Source organism: Streptomyces sp. NPDC102360 (assembly GCF_044766085.1).
Taxonomy (GTDB): Bacteria; Actinomycetota; Actinomycetes; order Streptomycetales; family Streptomycetaceae; genus Streptomyces.
In genome coordinates, this window is the sequence record NZ_JBIWLG010000008.1 from 1 (window position 1) to 16,098 (window position 16,098).

12 protein-coding genes, 1 rRNA gene and 1 pseudogene are annotated in these 16,098 nt (G+C 69.8%); 7 read left to right on the forward strand and 7 right to left on the reverse strand.

Annotated elements, in window-relative coordinates:
- Nucleotides 1-86 (forward strand): 5S ribosomal RNA (rrf, locus tag ACIRHA_RS27655); the annotation flags it as partial.
- A gap of 61 nt (nt 87-147) precedes the next feature.
- On the opposite strand, the gene ACIRHA_RS27660 is transcribed toward rrf, so the two are convergent.
- Nucleotides 148-957 (reverse strand): maleylpyruvate isomerase family mycothiol-dependent enzyme, encoded by an 810-nt coding sequence (locus ACIRHA_RS27660; RefSeq protein ID WP_403851191.1) that lies wholly within the window; start codon nt 955-957, stop codon nt 148-150.
- 58 nt (nt 958-1,015) lie between these two features.
- Nucleotides 1,016-1,787: pseudogene (locus tag ACIRHA_RS27665) on the reverse strand (helix-turn-helix domain-containing protein).
- 202 nt (nt 1,788-1,989) lie between these two features.
- On the opposite strand from ACIRHA_RS27665, the gene ACIRHA_RS27670 reads away from it, so the two are divergent.
- The 4 genes from ACIRHA_RS27670 (at nt 1,990) to ACIRHA_RS27685 (ending at nt 5,458) form a co-directional block, all read left to right on the forward strand.
- Nucleotides 1,990-2,295, forward strand: coding sequence for a hypothetical protein (locus ACIRHA_RS27670; protein ID WP_403851194.1), 306 nt, complete (start codon nt 1,990-1,992; stop codon nt 2,293-2,295).
- A 29-nt stretch (nt 2,296-2,324) separates the two neighbouring features.
- Nucleotides 2,325-2,735 carry a MerR family transcriptional regulator gene (locus ACIRHA_RS27675; RefSeq protein ID WP_403851196.1) on the forward strand — a complete coding sequence of 137 codons (411 nt, stop codon included), beginning with the start codon at nt 2,325-2,327 and terminating at the stop codon, nt 2,733-2,735.
- Nucleotides 2,736-2,737: 2 nt separating this feature from the next.
- On the forward strand, nt 2,738-3,052 hold the full coding sequence (trxA, locus tag ACIRHA_RS27680; protein ID WP_403851199.1) for a thioredoxin: 315 nt from the start codon (nt 2,738-2,740) through the stop codon (nt 3,050-3,052).
- Between the two features lie 159 nt (nt 3,053-3,211).
- Entirely contained in the window at nt 3,212-5,458 is a 2,247-nt protein-coding gene (locus ACIRHA_RS27685) for a HelD family protein (protein ID WP_403852112.1), read from the forward strand.
- Between the two features lie 83 nt (nt 5,459-5,541).
- On the opposite strand, the gene glgB is transcribed toward ACIRHA_RS27685, so the two are convergent.
- The 5 genes from glgB to ACIRHA_RS27710 all read right to left on the reverse strand — a co-directional run bounded on the left by glgB (nt 5,542) and on the right by ACIRHA_RS27710 (nt 14,584).
- A complete protein-coding gene (gene glgB, locus ACIRHA_RS27690) occupies nt 5,542-7,746 on the reverse strand; it encodes a 1,4-alpha-glucan branching enzyme (RefSeq protein ID WP_403851202.1) in 2,205 nt (734 codons plus the stop codon).
- Between the two features lie 150 nt (nt 7,747-7,896).
- Entirely contained in the window at nt 7,897-9,258 is a 1,362-nt protein-coding gene (locus tag ACIRHA_RS27695) for a maltokinase (RefSeq protein WP_403851204.1), read from the reverse strand.
- Between the two features lie 76 nt (nt 9,259-9,334).
- Nucleotides 9,335-11,047: a maltose alpha-D-glucosyltransferase gene (gene treS / locus ACIRHA_RS27700; protein ID WP_403851208.1), complete on the reverse strand. Its 1,713-nt coding sequence runs from the start codon at nt 11,045-11,047 to the stop codon at nt 9,335-9,337.
- Between the two features lie 47 nt (nt 11,048-11,094).
- The gene (locus ACIRHA_RS27705; RefSeq protein ID WP_403851211.1) at nt 11,095-13,152 is read right to left on the reverse strand and encodes an alpha-1,4-glucan--maltose-1-phosphate maltosyltransferase; all 2,058 of its coding nucleotides are present in this window, start codon (nt 13,150-13,152) and stop codon (nt 11,095-11,097) included.
- A gap of 214 nt (nt 13,153-13,366) precedes the next feature.
- A complete protein-coding gene (locus ACIRHA_RS27710) occupies nt 13,367-14,584 on the reverse strand; it encodes a S8 family peptidase (protein WP_403851214.1) in 1,218 nt (405 codons plus the stop codon).
- Nucleotides 14,585-14,811: 227 nt separating this feature from the next.
- Between ACIRHA_RS27710 and ACIRHA_RS27715 the strand changes: the two genes are divergently transcribed.
- Together ACIRHA_RS27715 and ACIRHA_RS27720 are read left to right on the forward strand one after the other, a co-directional pair.
- Nucleotides 14,812-15,384, forward strand: coding sequence for a 1,4-alpha-glucan branching protein (locus tag ACIRHA_RS27715; protein ID WP_403851216.1), 573 nt, complete (start codon nt 14,812-14,814; stop codon nt 15,382-15,384).
- Nucleotides 15,385-15,524: 140 nt separating this feature from the next.
- On the forward strand, nt 15,525-15,998 hold the full coding sequence (locus ACIRHA_RS27720) for a hypothetical protein (RefSeq protein ID WP_403851219.1): 474 nt from the start codon (nt 15,525-15,527) through the stop codon (nt 15,996-15,998).
- The last annotated feature ends 100 nt before the right edge of the window (nt 15,999-16,098 follow it).

Sequence of the window (16,098 nt, forward strand, 5' to 3'; positions counted from 1 at the left end):
GTTACATTCCGAACCCGGAAGCTAAGCCTCACAGCGCCGATGGTACTGCAGGGGGGACCCTGTGGGAGAGTAGGACGCCGCCGAACTAATTTTATGGAAAAGCCCGGACCGGGATACGGTCCGGGCTTTTCTGCGTTTACCGCGCTTCTATTGCGTGGAGATCCTGAGGCAGGCGCGCAATTCCTCGACCGGCTCCGGAGCACCGGTGATCCGCACGTGTGAGGTCTCGGCGGCGCCCGCGCGGTTCCACAGGTCGCGCAGCAGTGCCTCTGGCATGCCGCTGAGGGTGACGTCCGTGGTGGAGTTGGCGGCTGCACCGTCCTCGACCGTGAAGGTGGGTTCGGCCCCTGTACGGATCCGCCACGTCGCGCCCTTCTCCGCCTCCGCGCGTACCTCGTACGTCCGGCCTGGCGACGCGGCCAGCGGCTCCCGGAAAAAGTCGGGCCACTCGGTGACCGCGTAGGCCGTGAACACCTTCAGGAGTTCGTCGATCCCGTCGACGGCGAGGTCGTCGGGGACGGGGGAGATCGGGCCGCCCGCCGCGAGTTCGGCGTCGATGCGGTGGATGACCGTCTCCTGCGCCATGCGGCGGATCCAGAAGCCGACGGTCTGGTCCGGGGCGTACCAGGTGCCCGACGGGGCCTCCGGCTCCCGTGTCTCGAGGGCGGTCCGCAGTTCCGCGTAGGCACGGTCCATGAGGGCGAACGGTTCCTCGTCGGACGTGCCCTTCGGCGGCCACTCCGGTTCGGAGCCCGGGGCGGCCGCCAGCACGGCCTGCGTCTTGTGTGCGTAGACCTGCCCGACGTGGCGCACCAGATCGGTGACGGTCCAGTCGGGGCAGCTCGGCACCTGTGCCGTCGGGGCCGGTGTGGCGGCGGCCCGGAGCCGCTCGAAGTCGGCGGCCAGGCAGTCGAGGTACCGGGCGACGGACAGGGTTGTGCCTGCTTCGTGGCTCATGGGCGCAACGTAGCGGCAGGCACTGACAATCGGCCCCGGATTTACGGGCCCGGCGGAGTCAGGAGGGCTCCCGCTCGACCGGCAGCCACAGTTCCGCCTCCGCCGTCGCGCCGTCCGGTGACAGCCGCGTTCGCAGGATCTCCGGGCCGGGGCGTCCGGGCCGGCCACCACGCCGTGGTAGTAGTCGAGTTCGCTGCCCTCGGCACGGCCGGGGTCCAGGTCGTCGCAGACCGCGACGATGCCCTCGGGGTCCTCGCCGGAACCCTTCGAGAGCTGCTGAAGGGCCGTGACGGTTTCGGGCGGAACGGAGCGGACGAAGTCGATGATCGCCTGGTTCGGGCCCAGGTACACCAGGGGGACCCGGGCTTTCGGTCCGACGACGCTGAACTCGGGGCGGTCCACTACGCGGTAGCGCATGCTGCTGTTCCCTTCGACGGTGAGCCGGAAGGAGAGGCGGGGCTGGGAGACCAGTGCCGGTTTCGTGCGGCGGGCCTCGCCGGGGCCGACACCGTGCAGGGCACGGAACGCGCGGGCGAAGGCCTCGCCCGAGCCTTCCCCAAGCTCTCGAACAACCTCGAGCAGGGGAGACCCCATTCGTAGCGCACGGCGATGGTCAGGAGCGGCTCTTGGCCGGCGAGGACCTCGGCGCCCGCCACCGTGAGCCGGCGCCGCCGGACGTACTCGGACAGCGGCTTGCCCGCGAGCGCCGAGAACATCCGGCGCAGGTGGTACTCGGACGTGGTGGCGATGCGCGCCAACTCCGCGATGTCCAGGGGCTCGTCGAGGCGCTGCTCGATGTGGTCCATGACCTGGTTGAGTCGGTCCAGCAACCTGGCCCCTCCTGCCGGTTCGTGCTGTTGACGTCTTGAACGCTAGGGACGGTGCGCCCCGGTGGACCCGACATCCTGTGCCCGATCAAGTCGGCTGTACCGGCCATGGGAACTGAGTACGTGAGCTGAGTACGTGAGCTGAGTACGTGAGGTGAGTACGCGCACTCAGGTAGGGGAACAGCTGTCCGCCTTGGATGGAGACATGATCTCCGAACTCGCCGCCGAGCCCGCCGCACCGTCCGCGCCGCGTCCTCGCGCCTGGGTCGCCCCGCTGGTGTCGAGTCTGGTCACGCTGCCGGGGGCGTTCCTCGCATGGACGGCCGTCGGCACGGACGCCGCACCCGTCTTCGGCTGGGGGCTGACGGTCGCGCTCCTCACGCTCGCCACCGCCTGGCTGCTGCCGTGGGAGGAGCGGTTCGTGGCCCGTCGGCGGGGGTTCTCGGTGGCGGCGCCGTTCGCCGTCGCGGCCACGTATCTGCTGTACCTCGTACTCGTCGACTGGCCTTGACGTCAGCGGCAAGGTCTAACGTCTTCGACATGCGCATCGGAGAGCTCGCCGCCCGCGCCGGTACGACGACGCGGGCGCTCAGGTACTACGAGTCGCGTGGGCTGCTGCCCGCGCGGCGCGGTGGCAACGGCTACCGGACGTACGACGAGGACGACCTGCGGGCGCTGCGGCAGATCCGCACGCTGCAGGACTTCGGCTTCGACCTGGAGGAGACCCGGCCGTTCGTGGACTGCCTGCGGGCCGGTCATCCGGAGGGCGACTCGTGCCCGGCGTCGGTGGCCGTGTACCGGAGCAAGGTCGCCGAACTCGATGCGCTGATCGGCGAGTTGACCGCCGTACGCGAGACGGTCGGTGCGCAGTTGGCGCGCGCCGAGCGGGCCATGGAGACGCTGGCGGCGGAGGCCCATGAGCCGCGCTGTGAGCTGACGGACGAGGAGTGATCATGCGGGATGTGACCGACGAGGACTTCGAGGTGCGGGTGCTGCGGGCCGAGCGGCCGGTGCTCGTGGAGTTCACGGCCGAGTGGTGCGGTCCGTGCAAGCAGTTGGCGCCGGTGCTCAAGGCCGTCGCGGAGGAAGAGCGGGAGCGTCTGGACGTCGTGGCCATCGATGTCGACAGCAATCCGGAGACGGCCGTCAAGTACGGGGTGATGTCCATGCCCACGCTGATGGTGTTCAAGAACGGCGAACCGGTGTGGTCGCGTGTGGGAGCCCGGCCGAAGCGGCGGCTTCTGGAGGAATTGGCCGAGACCGTCTGAGCAACGTCGTCCGAGCAGCGTCGACGGCTTTGGAATTCAGCCCCGCCCGGGGTATATTCGGTGTTTCTGTGTGCCCACAGAAAAGGCCCCACAATGGGGGCCAACAAAAACCACGGTACCGGGCAGGGAGTTGTTTTGTCAAGCCGGGACAGCCTGGAATTGCAGAAAGAGCAGGAATACATCGACGCGCTCTACAGGCGCGTCGATGAGCTGCGTGGCGTCACCGCGGACTCCGTCCGGGATGCGATCACCCCGGTGGGGACCGGCCAGCAGGCCCTCCTCGAGCGGGACCTGTTGGTCGTCGAGCGATCGGGGCTGCTCGCCGCGTTGAATGCGGTGGAGGGATCGCTCTGCTTCGGTCGAATTGACCTCAAGGGCGACGAAGATCAAGAACTCGGTGTGGCGTACCACATCGGCCGTATCGGAATTCGCGCGGACGACTCCGAGCGCACGCCGATGCTGATCGACTGGCGGGCGCCCGTCGCCCGGCCTTTCTATCTCGCCACGGGCCATACGCCGATGGGTCTTCGCCGGCGCCGTCACCTCACATTCGACGGGCGCACGGTCACCGAGCTGCACGACGAGATCCTCGACCTCGACGACTCGGAGCGCACCGGGTACGAGGACCCCACCGGCGACGCCGTGCTGCTCGCCGCCCTGAACTCGGCGCGTACCGGCCGCATGGGCGACATCGTGCAGACGATCCAGGCCGAGCAGGACCGCATCATCCGGCACCCGCACCCGGGCGTGCTCGTCGTCGAGGGCGGGCCCGGCACCGGCAAGACGGCCGTCGCGCTGCACCGCGCCGCGTTCCTGCTGTACGAGCAGCGGGAGCTGCTCGCCAAGCGGGCCGTGCTGATCGTCGGCCCGAACCCGGCGTTCCTGAAGTACATCGGCGAGGTGCTTCCGGGGCTCGGCGAGACCGGGGTGCTGCTCTCCACCGTCGGCGAGCTGTTCCCCGGCGTGCACGCCACGCTCAAGGACACGCCGCGCGCGGCCACCGTGAAGGGCTCGGCGGCGATGGCCGACAGCCTCGCGCTGGCCATCGAGGACCGGCAGCGACTGCCGGAGCCCGGCGCCCCGCTGATCATCCCGAACGACGACGGCGACCTGATCCTCGACTGGGAGATCGCCTACGAGGCCCGGCAGGCGGCCCGCGACACCAAGCTGCCGCACAACCTGGGCCGCCCGCACTTCGCCTTCCGGGTGATCGACGCGCTCACCGAACAGCTCACCGAGCGGATCGGCGCCGACCCCTACGGCGGCCCGAACTTCCTCGGCCCCGACGACATCGCCCAGCTCGGCAAGGCCGTCGCATCCAGTGCCGACGTGCACGCGGCCATCGAGGAGCTGTGGCCCCAGCTCACCCCGCAGGGCTTCCTCGCGGACTATCTGGCCGAGCCCACCCACGTACCGGAGGAGGACGCGGCCGCGATCCGGAGCGAGAGGCCGGGCGCGGGCGAGTGGACCATCGGGGACGTGCCGCTGCTCGACGAGGCCGCCGAGCTGCTCGGGTACGACGACAGCGCCGAGCGGGCAGCGGCGGAGGCGGCGCGGCAGGAGCGGATCGCGTACGCGCAGGGCGTGCTCGACCTCTCCAAGGGCTCGGAGACGTACGAGTTCGAGGACGAGGACGAGTCGGAGGTGCTCGCCGCGCACGACGTCGTGGACGCGGACCGGGTCGCAGGCTGGTACGAGGAGGAGGACCACCGCAGCGCCGCGGAGCGGGCCGCCGCCGACCGGACCTGGGCGTTCGGGCACATCATCGTCGACGAGGCGCAGGAGCTGAGCCCGATGGCGTGGCGGCTGCTCATGCGCAGGTCGCCGACGCGGTCGATGACGCTGGTCGGGGACCCCGCGCAGACCTCCGAGGAGGGCAGCGTCGGCGCGTGGGCGGACATCCTCGCGCCGTACGTCGAGGACCGTTTCGAGCACACCCGGCTCGGGGTCAACTACCGGACGCCGTCCGAGGTCATGGACGTCGCGGCGGCGGTGCTGCGGGACTCCCATCCGGAGTACGAGGCGCCGTCGTCCGTGCGGTCGAGCGGGGAGCGGCCGTGGGTGCTGCGGGCCGACGACGTCGTGGAGGCTGCGGCCAAGGCGGCGGTTGAGCGGGTTCCGGAGGAGGGGCGGCTTGCGGTGATCGCGCCGCGGGGGCTGCATGCCGGGCTTGCGGCGCGGTTGCCGGGTGTTGAGGCCGGGGGAGAGCCTGACCTCACGCGGCATCTGGTGCTGCTTGATCCGAGGCAGGCCAAGGGGCTGGAGTTCGACCGGGTGATTGTGGTTGAGCCCGGGGAGTTCGGGGTGAGCGATTTGTATGTGGCGCTTACTCGGGCCACGCAGGATCTTGGGGTTGTTCACGCGGGTGAGTTGCCGGAGGCCCTGGGGGCCGCGTTGCGGGGGTGAATTTCCCCCACCCCGCCCCTTCCCGAAACCGGGGGCTCTGCCCCCGGACCCCCGCTCCTCAAACGCCGGAGGGGCTTGATCCATCAAGCCCCGTCGGCGGTGCGGGTGAGCCAGATTGTTGACAGGGGTGGCAGTGTCAGGTGGAGGCTTGCGGCGTCCGGTTTGATCGGGTCGCGGTTCGTCACGTCGCCGCCGCCGTAACGTGCGTTGTCCGTGTTGAGGATTTCGTGCCATGCCGGGGTGTCGTCGGGGACGCCCAGGCGGTAATCGTGGCGGACCACCGGGGAGAAGTTCGAGACCGACAGGAGCGGGGTGCCGTCGGAGGCGTGGCGGAGGAACGCGAAGACGTTGTCCTCCGATGCGTCGCCGGCGATCCAGGAGAAGCCTGTGGGGTCGGTGTCCCGTTCCCACAGGGCGGGGGCGGCGCGGTATCGGGCGTTGAGGTCCCGTACGAGGTCGCGGACGCCGCGGTGGTCGGGCTCCGCGCCGTATGCGGGGTCGAGCAGCCACCAGTCGGGGCCGTGGGCCTCGGACCATTCGGCGCCCTGGGCGAACTCCTGGCCCATGAACAGGAGTTGCTTGCCGGGGTGGGCCCACATGAAGGCCAAGTACGCGCGGTGGTTGGCGCGTTGCTGCCACCAGTCGCCGGGCATTTTGGAGACGAGTGAGCGTTTGCCGTGCACGACCTCGTCGTGGGAGATGGGCAGCACATAGTTCTCGCTGTAGGCGTACACCATGGAGAACGTCATCTCGTTGTGGTGGAACTTGCGGTGCACCGGCTCGTGGCTCATGTAGTCGAGCGAGTCGTGCATCCAGCCCATGTTCCATTTGAGGCCGAAGCCCAGGCCACCGAAGCCTGCGGGGCCTTCGTGGTGAGTGGCGCGCGTGACGCCGTCCCAGGCCGTCGACTCCTCGGCGATGGTGACGACGCCGGGCACGCGGCGGTACAGGGTGGCGTTCATCTCCTGGAGGAAGGCGACGGCGTCGAGGTTCTCGCGGCCGCCGAACCGGTTCGGGGTCCACTGGCCGTCCTCGCGCGAGTAGTCGAGGTAGAGCATGGAGGCGACGGCGTCGACGCGCAGGCCGTCGATGTGGAATTCCTGGCACCAGTACAGGGCGTTGGCGACGAGGAAGTTGCGGACTTCCTTGCGGCCGTAGTCGAACTCCAGGGTGCCCCAGTCGGGGTGCGCGGCGCGGAGCGGGTCCTCGTGTTCGTACAGGGGCTTGCCGTCGAACTCGGCCAACGCCCAGTCGTCGCGGGGGAAGTGGGCGGGGACCCAGTCCATCAGGACGCCGATGCCGGCCTGGTGGAGGGTGTCGATCAGGTGCTTGAAGTCGTCGGGGGTGCCCAGGCGGGCGGTGGGGGCGTAGAAGCCGGTGACCTGGTAGCCCCAGGAGCCGCCGAAGGGGTGCTCGGCGACGGGCAGGAACTCCACGTGCGTGAAACCCAAGTCCGATACGTAGGCGGGCAGTTGCTCGGCGAGTTGGCGGTAGCTGAGGCCGGGGCGCCAGGACGACAGGTGCACCTCGTACACCGAGAACGGCGACGTGTGCGCGGGGCGGGCGGCGCGGTGCTCCAGCCAGGCCTCGTCCTGCCAGGTGTGGTGCGAGGCATGGATGACCGAGGAGTTGGCCGGGGGCACCTCGGTGCGGGTGGCGAGCGGGTCGGCGCGCATCGTCTTGCTGCCGTCCGGGCGGGTGATCTCGAACTTGTACAGCTCGCCCTCGCCGATGTCCGGCACGAACAGCTCCCACACGCCCGAGGAGCCGAGCGAGCGCATGCTGTGGGCCGCGCCGTCCCAGTAGTTGAAGGTGCCGACGACGCGGATGCCCCGGGCGTTGGGCGCCCACACCGTGAAGCGGGTGCCCTGGATGCCCTGGTGCTCCATGGGGTGGGCGCCGAGTGCCGTCCAGAGCTGTTCGTGGCGGCCCTCGGCCATCAGGTGCAGGTCGAGGTCGCCGAGGGAGGGGAGGAGGGCGTAGGAGTCCGCGATCCGCTGCGTCGTCTCGGCGTACGTGATCTCCAGTTCGTACTCGGGTGGGATCTCGCGGAGTTGGAGCAGGGCGGTGAAGAATCCGTCGCCGTCGTCGTGGAGTTCGGCGCGCAGGCCGTCCCGGGTGGTGACGGACACGTGCTGGGCGTAGGGGCGCCAGGTGCGGAAGGCGATGCCGCCGTGGGTGGGGTGTGCGCCCAGCACTCCGTGGGGGTCGTGGTGGGTTGCGTTCAGTAGCCGTGTGCGGTCGTCCGGGGGGACGGGGGCCGGGGGTGTCGTCGGGGCGGGGGTCACGGTGGGGGCCTCCTTGCGGCTTCGTGTGTGCGTGTGGGTCGCGTGCGGTGCGGTGCCGTACTTGGAGGTCGCCCCCTCCTCCCCTTCCCGTCCCGGTCCTGGGGGCTGCGCCCCCTTGCCCCCAAAAAGATTGCGCAGTTCCCCGCGCCCCTATAGGGCCAATCGCCGTAGTGCTGTCAAGGGGACCTCGAGCCAGTCCGGCCTGTGGCGGGCCTCGTACAGGGCCTCGTAGATGGCCTTGTCCGTTTCGTAGGCGCGGAGGAGGGCCGGGGCCGTGCGGGGGTCGGTGCCTGTGACCTCCGCGTAGCCGGTGCAGTACGCGGTGCGGCAGGAGAGTGACCAATCCGTGCCCGGGGCCGCGTAGTCGAAGGAGCGGAGCATGCCGGCGATGTCGCGGTGCACGGGGTGCGGCAGGCGGCGTTCCGGGAGGGGGCGGGACGGTTCGCCCTCGAAGTCGATCAGATGCCAGTGGCCGGACGGGGCGCGCAGGTACTGGCCCAGGTGCAGGTCGCCGTGGATCCGCTGGGCCTGCCAGGTGCGGCCGTCGGCGCCGAGCCGGGCGAGCGCGTCGAAGGTGGAGCGTAAGCCGGGTACGAGGGGGAGCAGTGCCGGGACCTGTTGGGCCGTCGCCTCCAGGCGGCGCGTCATCGACTCGGCGAGCTGCTCGATGTGGGCGCGCGTGTACGTGACCGTGGGCAGCGCGCGGGCCAGGGCGGTGTGCACCTCGGCGGTGGCGCGGCCGAGGTCGCGGGCCTGCGCCGTGAAGTCCTGCTGGTTGGTGACGTGCTTGAGGGCGAGGTCCCAGCCGTCGGCCGCGCCCCTGAGGAAGGGCTGGAGGATGCCGAGGGTCGCGGGTTCGGTGGGGTGCGTACCGGCCGTCTCGAACCAGGCGACGGGTGCGGGCACCCGGTCGCAGCCCTCGCGGGCCAGGGCCAGCGGGAGTTCGAGGTCGGGGTTGAGGCCGGGGGAGACCCGGCGGAACAGCTTGGCGATGAGCGTATCGCCGTACACGACCGAGGAGTTGGACTGCTCGGCCGTCAGCGGGCGGGGTGCGAGTTCGCGCGGCACCTCGCCGTGCGGCCCGCGGTGGAAGCGGAGCGCGCCGAGCGCGCCGGGTATTCGGAGCCGCTCCAGGAGGACGGCGCTGTGGCGCGGGTCCTGGAGCGCCTCGTACGCGGTGCGCCCCGCGAGCGGGCCGTGGGTGATGTGGCCGATCACCGCGGGCGCGAGGTGCGGCGCCGCGGCCTCGGCGGTGCCGATGAGCAGCTGGTAGCGGTCGCCGGGCCCCTCCTCGTCGGCCGGTGGCTGGTGGGCGCGGACGAGGAGGTGCAACAGGGCGGCGTCCGGCAGCAGTTCGGTGACGGAGTCCAGGGTGAAGCCGGTGACCGGGCGGCCCTTGCCGGCGAACCAGCGCTGGCGGGGCAGCCACTCGCGCAGCAGTGGATCGAGCGACATGAGCAGTTCGGATTCTCCGGCCGTCGGGGCGGCGGGCCGGGTTGCGGCTTCCGACATGGAGTCGTGTCCTTTCCCCGATGTATTTGTGGAGAGTGCCCAGGTGCGTCGGTGTCAGTCCTCGCGGAGCCGGTCGTCAGTCCTTGCGGAGACGGAACCAGTAGAAGCCGTGTCCCGCCAGGGTCAGGAGATACGGCAGTTCGCCGATGGCCGGGAATCGCACCCCGCCGATCAGTTCCACCGGGTGGCGTCCGTTGAACGACTGGAGGTCGAGTTCGGTGGGCTGTGCGAAGCGGGAGAAGTTGTGCACGCACAGCACCAGGTCGTCCCCTCCGTCCTCGGTCGCGGGGGCCTCGCGGAGGAAGGCGAGGACCGCGGGGTTGGAGGAGGGGAGTTCGGTGTAGGAGCCGAGGCCGAAGGCGGGGTTCTGTTTGCGGATCTCGATCATGCGGCGGGTCCAGTGCAGCAGGGACGACGGGGAGGACATCGACGCCTCCACGTTCGTGACCTGGTAGCCGTAGACCGGATCCATGATCGTGGGGAGGAAGAGGCGGCCCGGATCGCTGGAGGAGAAGCCGGCGTTGCGGTCCGGGGTCCACTGCATCGGCGTGCGCACCGCGTCGCGGTCACCGAGCCAGATGTTGTCGCCCATGCCGATCTCGTCGCCGTAATAGAGGATCGGCGTGCCCGGCAGCGAGAGCAGCAGGGCGGTGAAGAGTTCGATCTGGTTGCGGTCGTTGTCCAGGAGCGGGGCCAGGCGGCGGCGGATGCCGATGTTGGCGCGCATCCGCGGGTCCTTGGCGTACTCCGCGTACATGTAGTCGCGTTCCTCGTCGGTGACCATTTCCAGGGTCAGCTCGTCGTGGTTGCGCAGGAAGATGCCCCACTGGCAGCCGGCCGGGATCGGCGGCGTCTTGGCCAGGATCTCCGAGACCGGGTAGCGGGACTCGCGGCGTACCGCCATGAAGATGCGGGGCATCACCGGGAAGTGGAAGGCCATGTGGCACTCGTCGCCGCCGGTGTCCGGGGCGCCGAAGTAGTCGACGACGTCCTCGGGCCACTGGTTGGCCTCCGCGAGCAGGACGACGTCGGGGTACTGGGCGTCGATCTCCTTGCGGACCCGCTTGAGGAAGGCGTGCGAGGCGGGGAGGTTCTCGCAGTTGGTGCCTTCCTCGGCGTACAGGTAGGGGACCGCGTCCAGGCGGAAGCCGTCGATGCCCAGATCGAGCCAGAACCGCAGGGCCGCCAGGATCTCCTCCTGGACGGCCGGATTCTCGTAGTTGAGGTCCGGCTGGTGGGAGAAGAAGCGGTGCCAGAAGTACTGCTTGCGCACCGGGTCGAAGGTCCAGTTCGAGGCCTCGGTGTCCACGAAGATGATCCGCGCGTCCGCGTAGCGCTTGTCGTCGTCGGCCCACACGTAGTAGTCGCCGTAGGGGCCCTCGGGATCGGAACGCGACTGCTGGAACCACTCGTGCTGATCACTCGTGTGGTTCATGACGAAATCGATGATCACGCGCATCCCGCGCTGGTGCGCCGCGTCCACGAACTCCACGAAGTCCGCCAGGTCGCCGAACTCGGGGAGCACCGAGGTGTAGTCCGAGACGTCGTAACCGCCGTCCCTGAGCGGGGACTTGAAGAAGGGTGGCAGCCAGAGGCAGTCGACGCCCAGCCACTGGAGGTAGTCCAGCTTCGCCGTGATGCCCTTGAGGTCTCCTACGCCGTCGCCGTTGCTGTCCTGGAAGGAACGGACCAGGACCTCGTAGAAGACGGCGCGCTTGAACCAATCCGGGTCCCGGTCCTTCGCAGGGGTGTCCTCGAAGGTGTCCGGGACGGGCTCATTCATCATCATGGTGTGGGTGACCCTCCGAATCCCATGTCCCGGCCGTGCGTGCGAGTTCATCGCGGCGTGGCCGGTGACGGGAGGACGAGGATGTGCGCGGGCGTGCGGCCCGGCTCTAGGCGCACATAGTTCGTCCTGCTCCAGTGATAGGTGTCGCCGGTGAGTTCGTCGCGCACCGGTACGGATGCGTGCCAGTCGAGCCCCAGGCGCGGCATGTCCAACGACACCGTCGCCTCCTGGGTGTGGTGCGGGTCGAGGTTCACGACCACCAGAACCGTGTTCGAGCCCTGTGCGGTGCTGGCGGTCTTCGAGTACACGAGCACCGCGTCCTGGTCGGCCTCGTGGAAGTGCACGCCGCGCAGCGTTCGCAGGGCCGGATTGCGGCGCCGGATCGCGTTCAGCTCGGTGATCAGCGGGGCGATCGTGCGGCCCTCGCGTGCGGCCGACTCCCAGTCCCGGGGGCGCAGTTGGTACTTCTCGGAGTGGAGATACTCCTCGCTTCCGGCGCGCAATGGAGTGTTTTCGCACAGTTCGTAGCCGCTGTAGACACCCCACGTGGGCGAGAGCGTCGCGGCGAGCACCGCGCGCAGCTCGAAGGCCGGGCGGCCGCCGTCCTGCAGGAACGCGTGCAGGATGTCGGGGGTGTTCACGAAGAAGTTCGGCCGCATGTACGAGGCGGCTTCTCCGCTCAACTCGCGGGCGTACTCGGTGAGTTCTTGCTTCGAATTGCGCCAGGTGAAGTACGTGTACGACTGCTGGAAGCCGACCGCGGCCAGTGCGTGCATCATCGCGGGCCGGGTGAACGCCTCCGCCAGGAAGATCACGTCCGGGTCGCTGCCGTTGATGTCCGCGATCACCTGCTCCCAGAAGACCACCGGCTTGGTGTGCGGATTGTCGACCCGGAAGATGCGCACCCCGTGGTCCATCCACAGCCGCAGGATCCGGACCGTCTCCGCGATCAGGCCCGGCATGTCCTGGTCGAAGGCGAGCGGGAAGATGTCCTGGTACTTCTTCGGCGGATTCTCCGCATACGCGATGGAACCGTCCGGACGGTGCCGGAACCAGTCCGGATGCTTGTGCACCCACGGATGATCCGGCGAGCACTGCAACGCGAAATCCAGCGCCACCTCCATGCCCAACTCCCGCGCCCGGCCCACGAAATGATCGAAGTCCTCGAACGTGCCCAGGTCCGGGTGGAGCGCGTCGTGACCGCCCTCGTGCGAGCCGATCGCCCACGGCACCCCCACGTCATCGGGGCCGGGCGAGAGCGAGTTGTTGGGCCCCTTGCGAAAGGTGGTGCCGATGGGGTGCACGGGCGGCAGGTACACCACGTCGAAACCCATCGCCGCAATGGCCGGAAGCCGCCGCGCCGCCGTGCGGAACGTCCCGCTCACCGGCGGCACACCCGGCTTCACGACAGCGCCCTCGGACCGCGGGAAGAACTCGTACCAGGACCCGAACAGCGCCCGCTCCCGCTCCACGAGAAGCGGCAACTTCCCGCTGCGCGTGACCAGTTCGCGCAGCGGGTGGCGGGCGAGGGCCCGCTGGACGTCGGGGGCGAGCGCCGCAGCGAGCCGGGTGGGGGCCGGGAGCGTGGTGTCGCGGAGCGCGGCGGCCGCCCGCGCGACCGCTTCGCGAAGAGGTGCGGGGGCGCCCTTCGCGGCGCGTTCGTGCAGCAACGCGCCTTCTTCCATGACGAGTTCGGTGTCGATGCCCGCCGGAATCTTGATCTTCGCCGTGTGCCGCCACGTCGCCACGGGGTCGCCCCACGCCTCGACCCGGTACGTCCAGCGCCCTGTCGCGTCCGGGGTGACCTCGGCGCCCCAACGGTCGCTGCCGGGGGCCAGTTCGCGCATCGGTGTCCAGGGGCCCGGCTCGCCGTCGGGCCCGCGCAGCACGACGTTCGCCGCGACGGCGTCGTGCCCCTCGCGGAATACGGTGGCCGTGACCAGGAAGGTCTCGCCGACCACGGCCTTGGCAGGGCGCCGGCCGTGCTCGACGACGGGGCGGACGTCGCGGATGGGGATGCGGCCCGTGGTGGCGCGCGGTTTCGGGGGCGTACGAGGTGTACGGGGCGTGCGCGAGGCGTGCGAAGGGGATCGCTTTGCGGGCATGACCGCTCCTGTCCGCGGGGGATCGGGGGTGCGGAAACGAGATTCGGGGAGAGGGCCGTGCGGTGAAGTCGTGCGGCGTACCGGTGGAGCCTTCCACGCTCCACCGGCGGGCAATCCGTGTCGTACCCAGTACTCGTCACTACTGGCGCGTAAGGGAACACATAAGACCGGTCCCGCCGAAAACGACGGGACCGGAACATCGACTCACCTCCTCCTACGGGTTGTTGACCTGAAGCAGCTTGTTGGGCGAGCCGAGTCCCGCGCCCGTCACCTTGCCGGTCGCGGCACGTTCGGCCAGTGCCTTGCTCACCTCGGCGGGCGACGCCGTCGCGTGGTCGGCGAGGTACAGCGCGGCCGCGCCCGCGACGTGCGGCGACGCCATGGACGTGCCGGAGAAGGTGGCCTTCCCCGAGTCGCTCTTGTACGAGGCGGACGTGATGTCCACGCCGGGAGCGAACAGGTCGAGGCGGGTACCCCAATTGGAGAAGCTCGCACGCGCGTCCTTCTTGTCGGTGGCGCCGACGGTGATCGCTTCCTTGACTCGGGCCGGCGAATACAACTCAGCGGGCATGTTGTCGTTGCCCGCGGCCACCGTGTAGGTGACGCCGGAGGCGATGGAGTTCCTTACGGCGGCGTCGAGTTGGGCGTTCGCGTAGCCGCCGAGGCTCAGGTTCGCCACGGCCGGCCGCTGGGCGTGCTTGGTCACCCAGTCGATGCCCGCGAGCACCTGCGCCGTCGTGCCGGATCCCTCGTCGTCGAGCACGCGCACACCGACCACGTCGGCCTGTTTGGCGACGCCGTACCGCTCGCCCGCGACGGTCCCCGCGACGTGGGTGCCGTGTCCGTTGCCGTCCTGGGCGGTCGAGTCGTTGTCGACGAAGTCCCAGCCGCTCGTGGCCCGGCCGCCGAAGTCGCGGTGGGTGGCGCGGATGCCGGTGTCGATGACGTAGACGTGCACGCCGGCGCCCGCGGACTCGGGCCACGTGTACGACTTGTCGAGCGGCAGATCGTTCTGGTCGATGCGGTCCAGGCCCCACGACGGCGGGTTCTTCTGGTTGTGTTCCGTGGTGACCTGGGAGTCCTGGACGACCGACGCGACGTTCCCGTCGGCCGCGAGCCGCTCGGCCTGACCCGCACCGAGTGTCACCGCATAGCCGTTGAGCGCCCGGCTGTAGGTGTGGCGTATTTTCGCCCCGTACTTCTCCGCGAGGTCCTTGCCCGCGGAGGACGGGGCCTTCGTGTCCCCCTTCAGTGTCACTATGTAGCTGCCCGCTATGGCGCCGGGCTCCCCGGCGCCGAATATCCGCCCCTGTGCCGGGGCGGCGTCCGCGGGAAGCGTGATGGCCGAAAGCACCGCGACCGTGGCGACCGCGGTGAGCCCACCGGCCCAGCGCGTCCGTCGCTTTCGCGTCACTCGCACGGTCCCTGCCATGGGTGAGTTCCCCTCCTCAACTCGGCGCGGTGTCACGCCAGTTGGCAGCCTCTCGTGTGGTGTGAAGCACCACAAGGAGGTACGAGGTGGCGGAATCGGCCATATCGGTCGTGAGGGTTGTGCGTTTGAGTTGCGGCGTTTTTCGGACTCCGTACGGGGTTTTCGGTCGTTCCCGCGGGGCGCGCAATTCCCTGGCGTGACGCACGGCGACGTCCGATGATGAAGCCGTGTCGATCATTCACCGCACCACACTCACGCCCACCAAGCTCGAACTCCTCGCCGACTGGCTGCCGAAGCAGCCCTGGTACCGGGGCTCCGGCACCCCGGAGCTGACGAAGGCCGGCGGTTTCCGGCTCGACGATCCGGCCGGGGAGGTCGGCCTCGAGTTCATGGCCGCGACGGACACGTCCGGCCCCGAGCCGGTGACGTACCACGTGCCGATGGCCTACCGCGGGGCCCCGCTGGAGGGCGCCGCGGACGACGCGCTCATCGGCACCCTGGAGCACGGCGTGCTGGGGAAGCGCTGGGTGTACGACGGGGCCAAGGACCCGCTTGCCGTGAGGGAGTTGACCGCCCTGCTCAAGGGCGCGGTGCGCGCGCACGCGCAGAGCGTCGACGGGGCGCTCGACCCGACCGTGCACGCCCGGGTCACCGCCGACGACGTACGGCCCGAGATCGTGCGCGTACTGGAGGCGGGGGCGAAGGCGCCGGGCGACACCGTCGGTGAGGTGTCCGCCGAATGGACCGCGGAGGACGAGCGGCGGGTCCGTGGGGTTTTCGTGGTGGTCCGCGCCGGCTGACGACCTCTGGGCGTTGCGTGCCTCTGGGTGATCATGAAATCTGGCATCGTGGGCAGGTCGCCGATGACCTACGGCGGCAACTTCCTGTACCGACGTCCGAATGGTTTGGATGTGGTTCTTTGATCTGGGGGGCACCACGCATGACAGCGACCCGACGTCCGCGACGGCTGGCACGCATCTTCACGGGAGCGGCGCTCACGGTGGGCGCGCTGCTCGGCGCCGCGGCCGCACCGGCCGCGGCCTACGACCCCAACCCCGACGCGGCGGTCACCTACCGGCAGGCCGCGGGCGGCAGCGTCGGCGCCGACGTGGCGCTGACGCAGAACGGTTCCCGCCTCGGTGAGGTGGAGTTCCAGCCGGAGACGCAGCAACTGCGGGTGTACGACACCCGCAACGACGGCGACACGTTCTACGTGCACGTCTCCTCCACGACGAACGGTGTCACGCACAACCTGGGCACGTACGCCGCGCCCGGCAGCGAGGCTCCCGTGGACTTCCTCGTGAAGGACTTCCACCTGACCAAGGGCACCCCCGTCGACATCGAGGTGTACGACGACGCGGGACTCACCGACTACATCGGTGGGGCGCGCGGCGCCGGGGCGGCGATCGCCTGACACCGGCTCCCAGGGGCCTGGAACGTACGGCGGTCAGGGCGCGCGCCGCGCGCGCCCTGACCGCCGTACGCGTTTCGGCGCCCTGTCCCGCGCCGCGGCC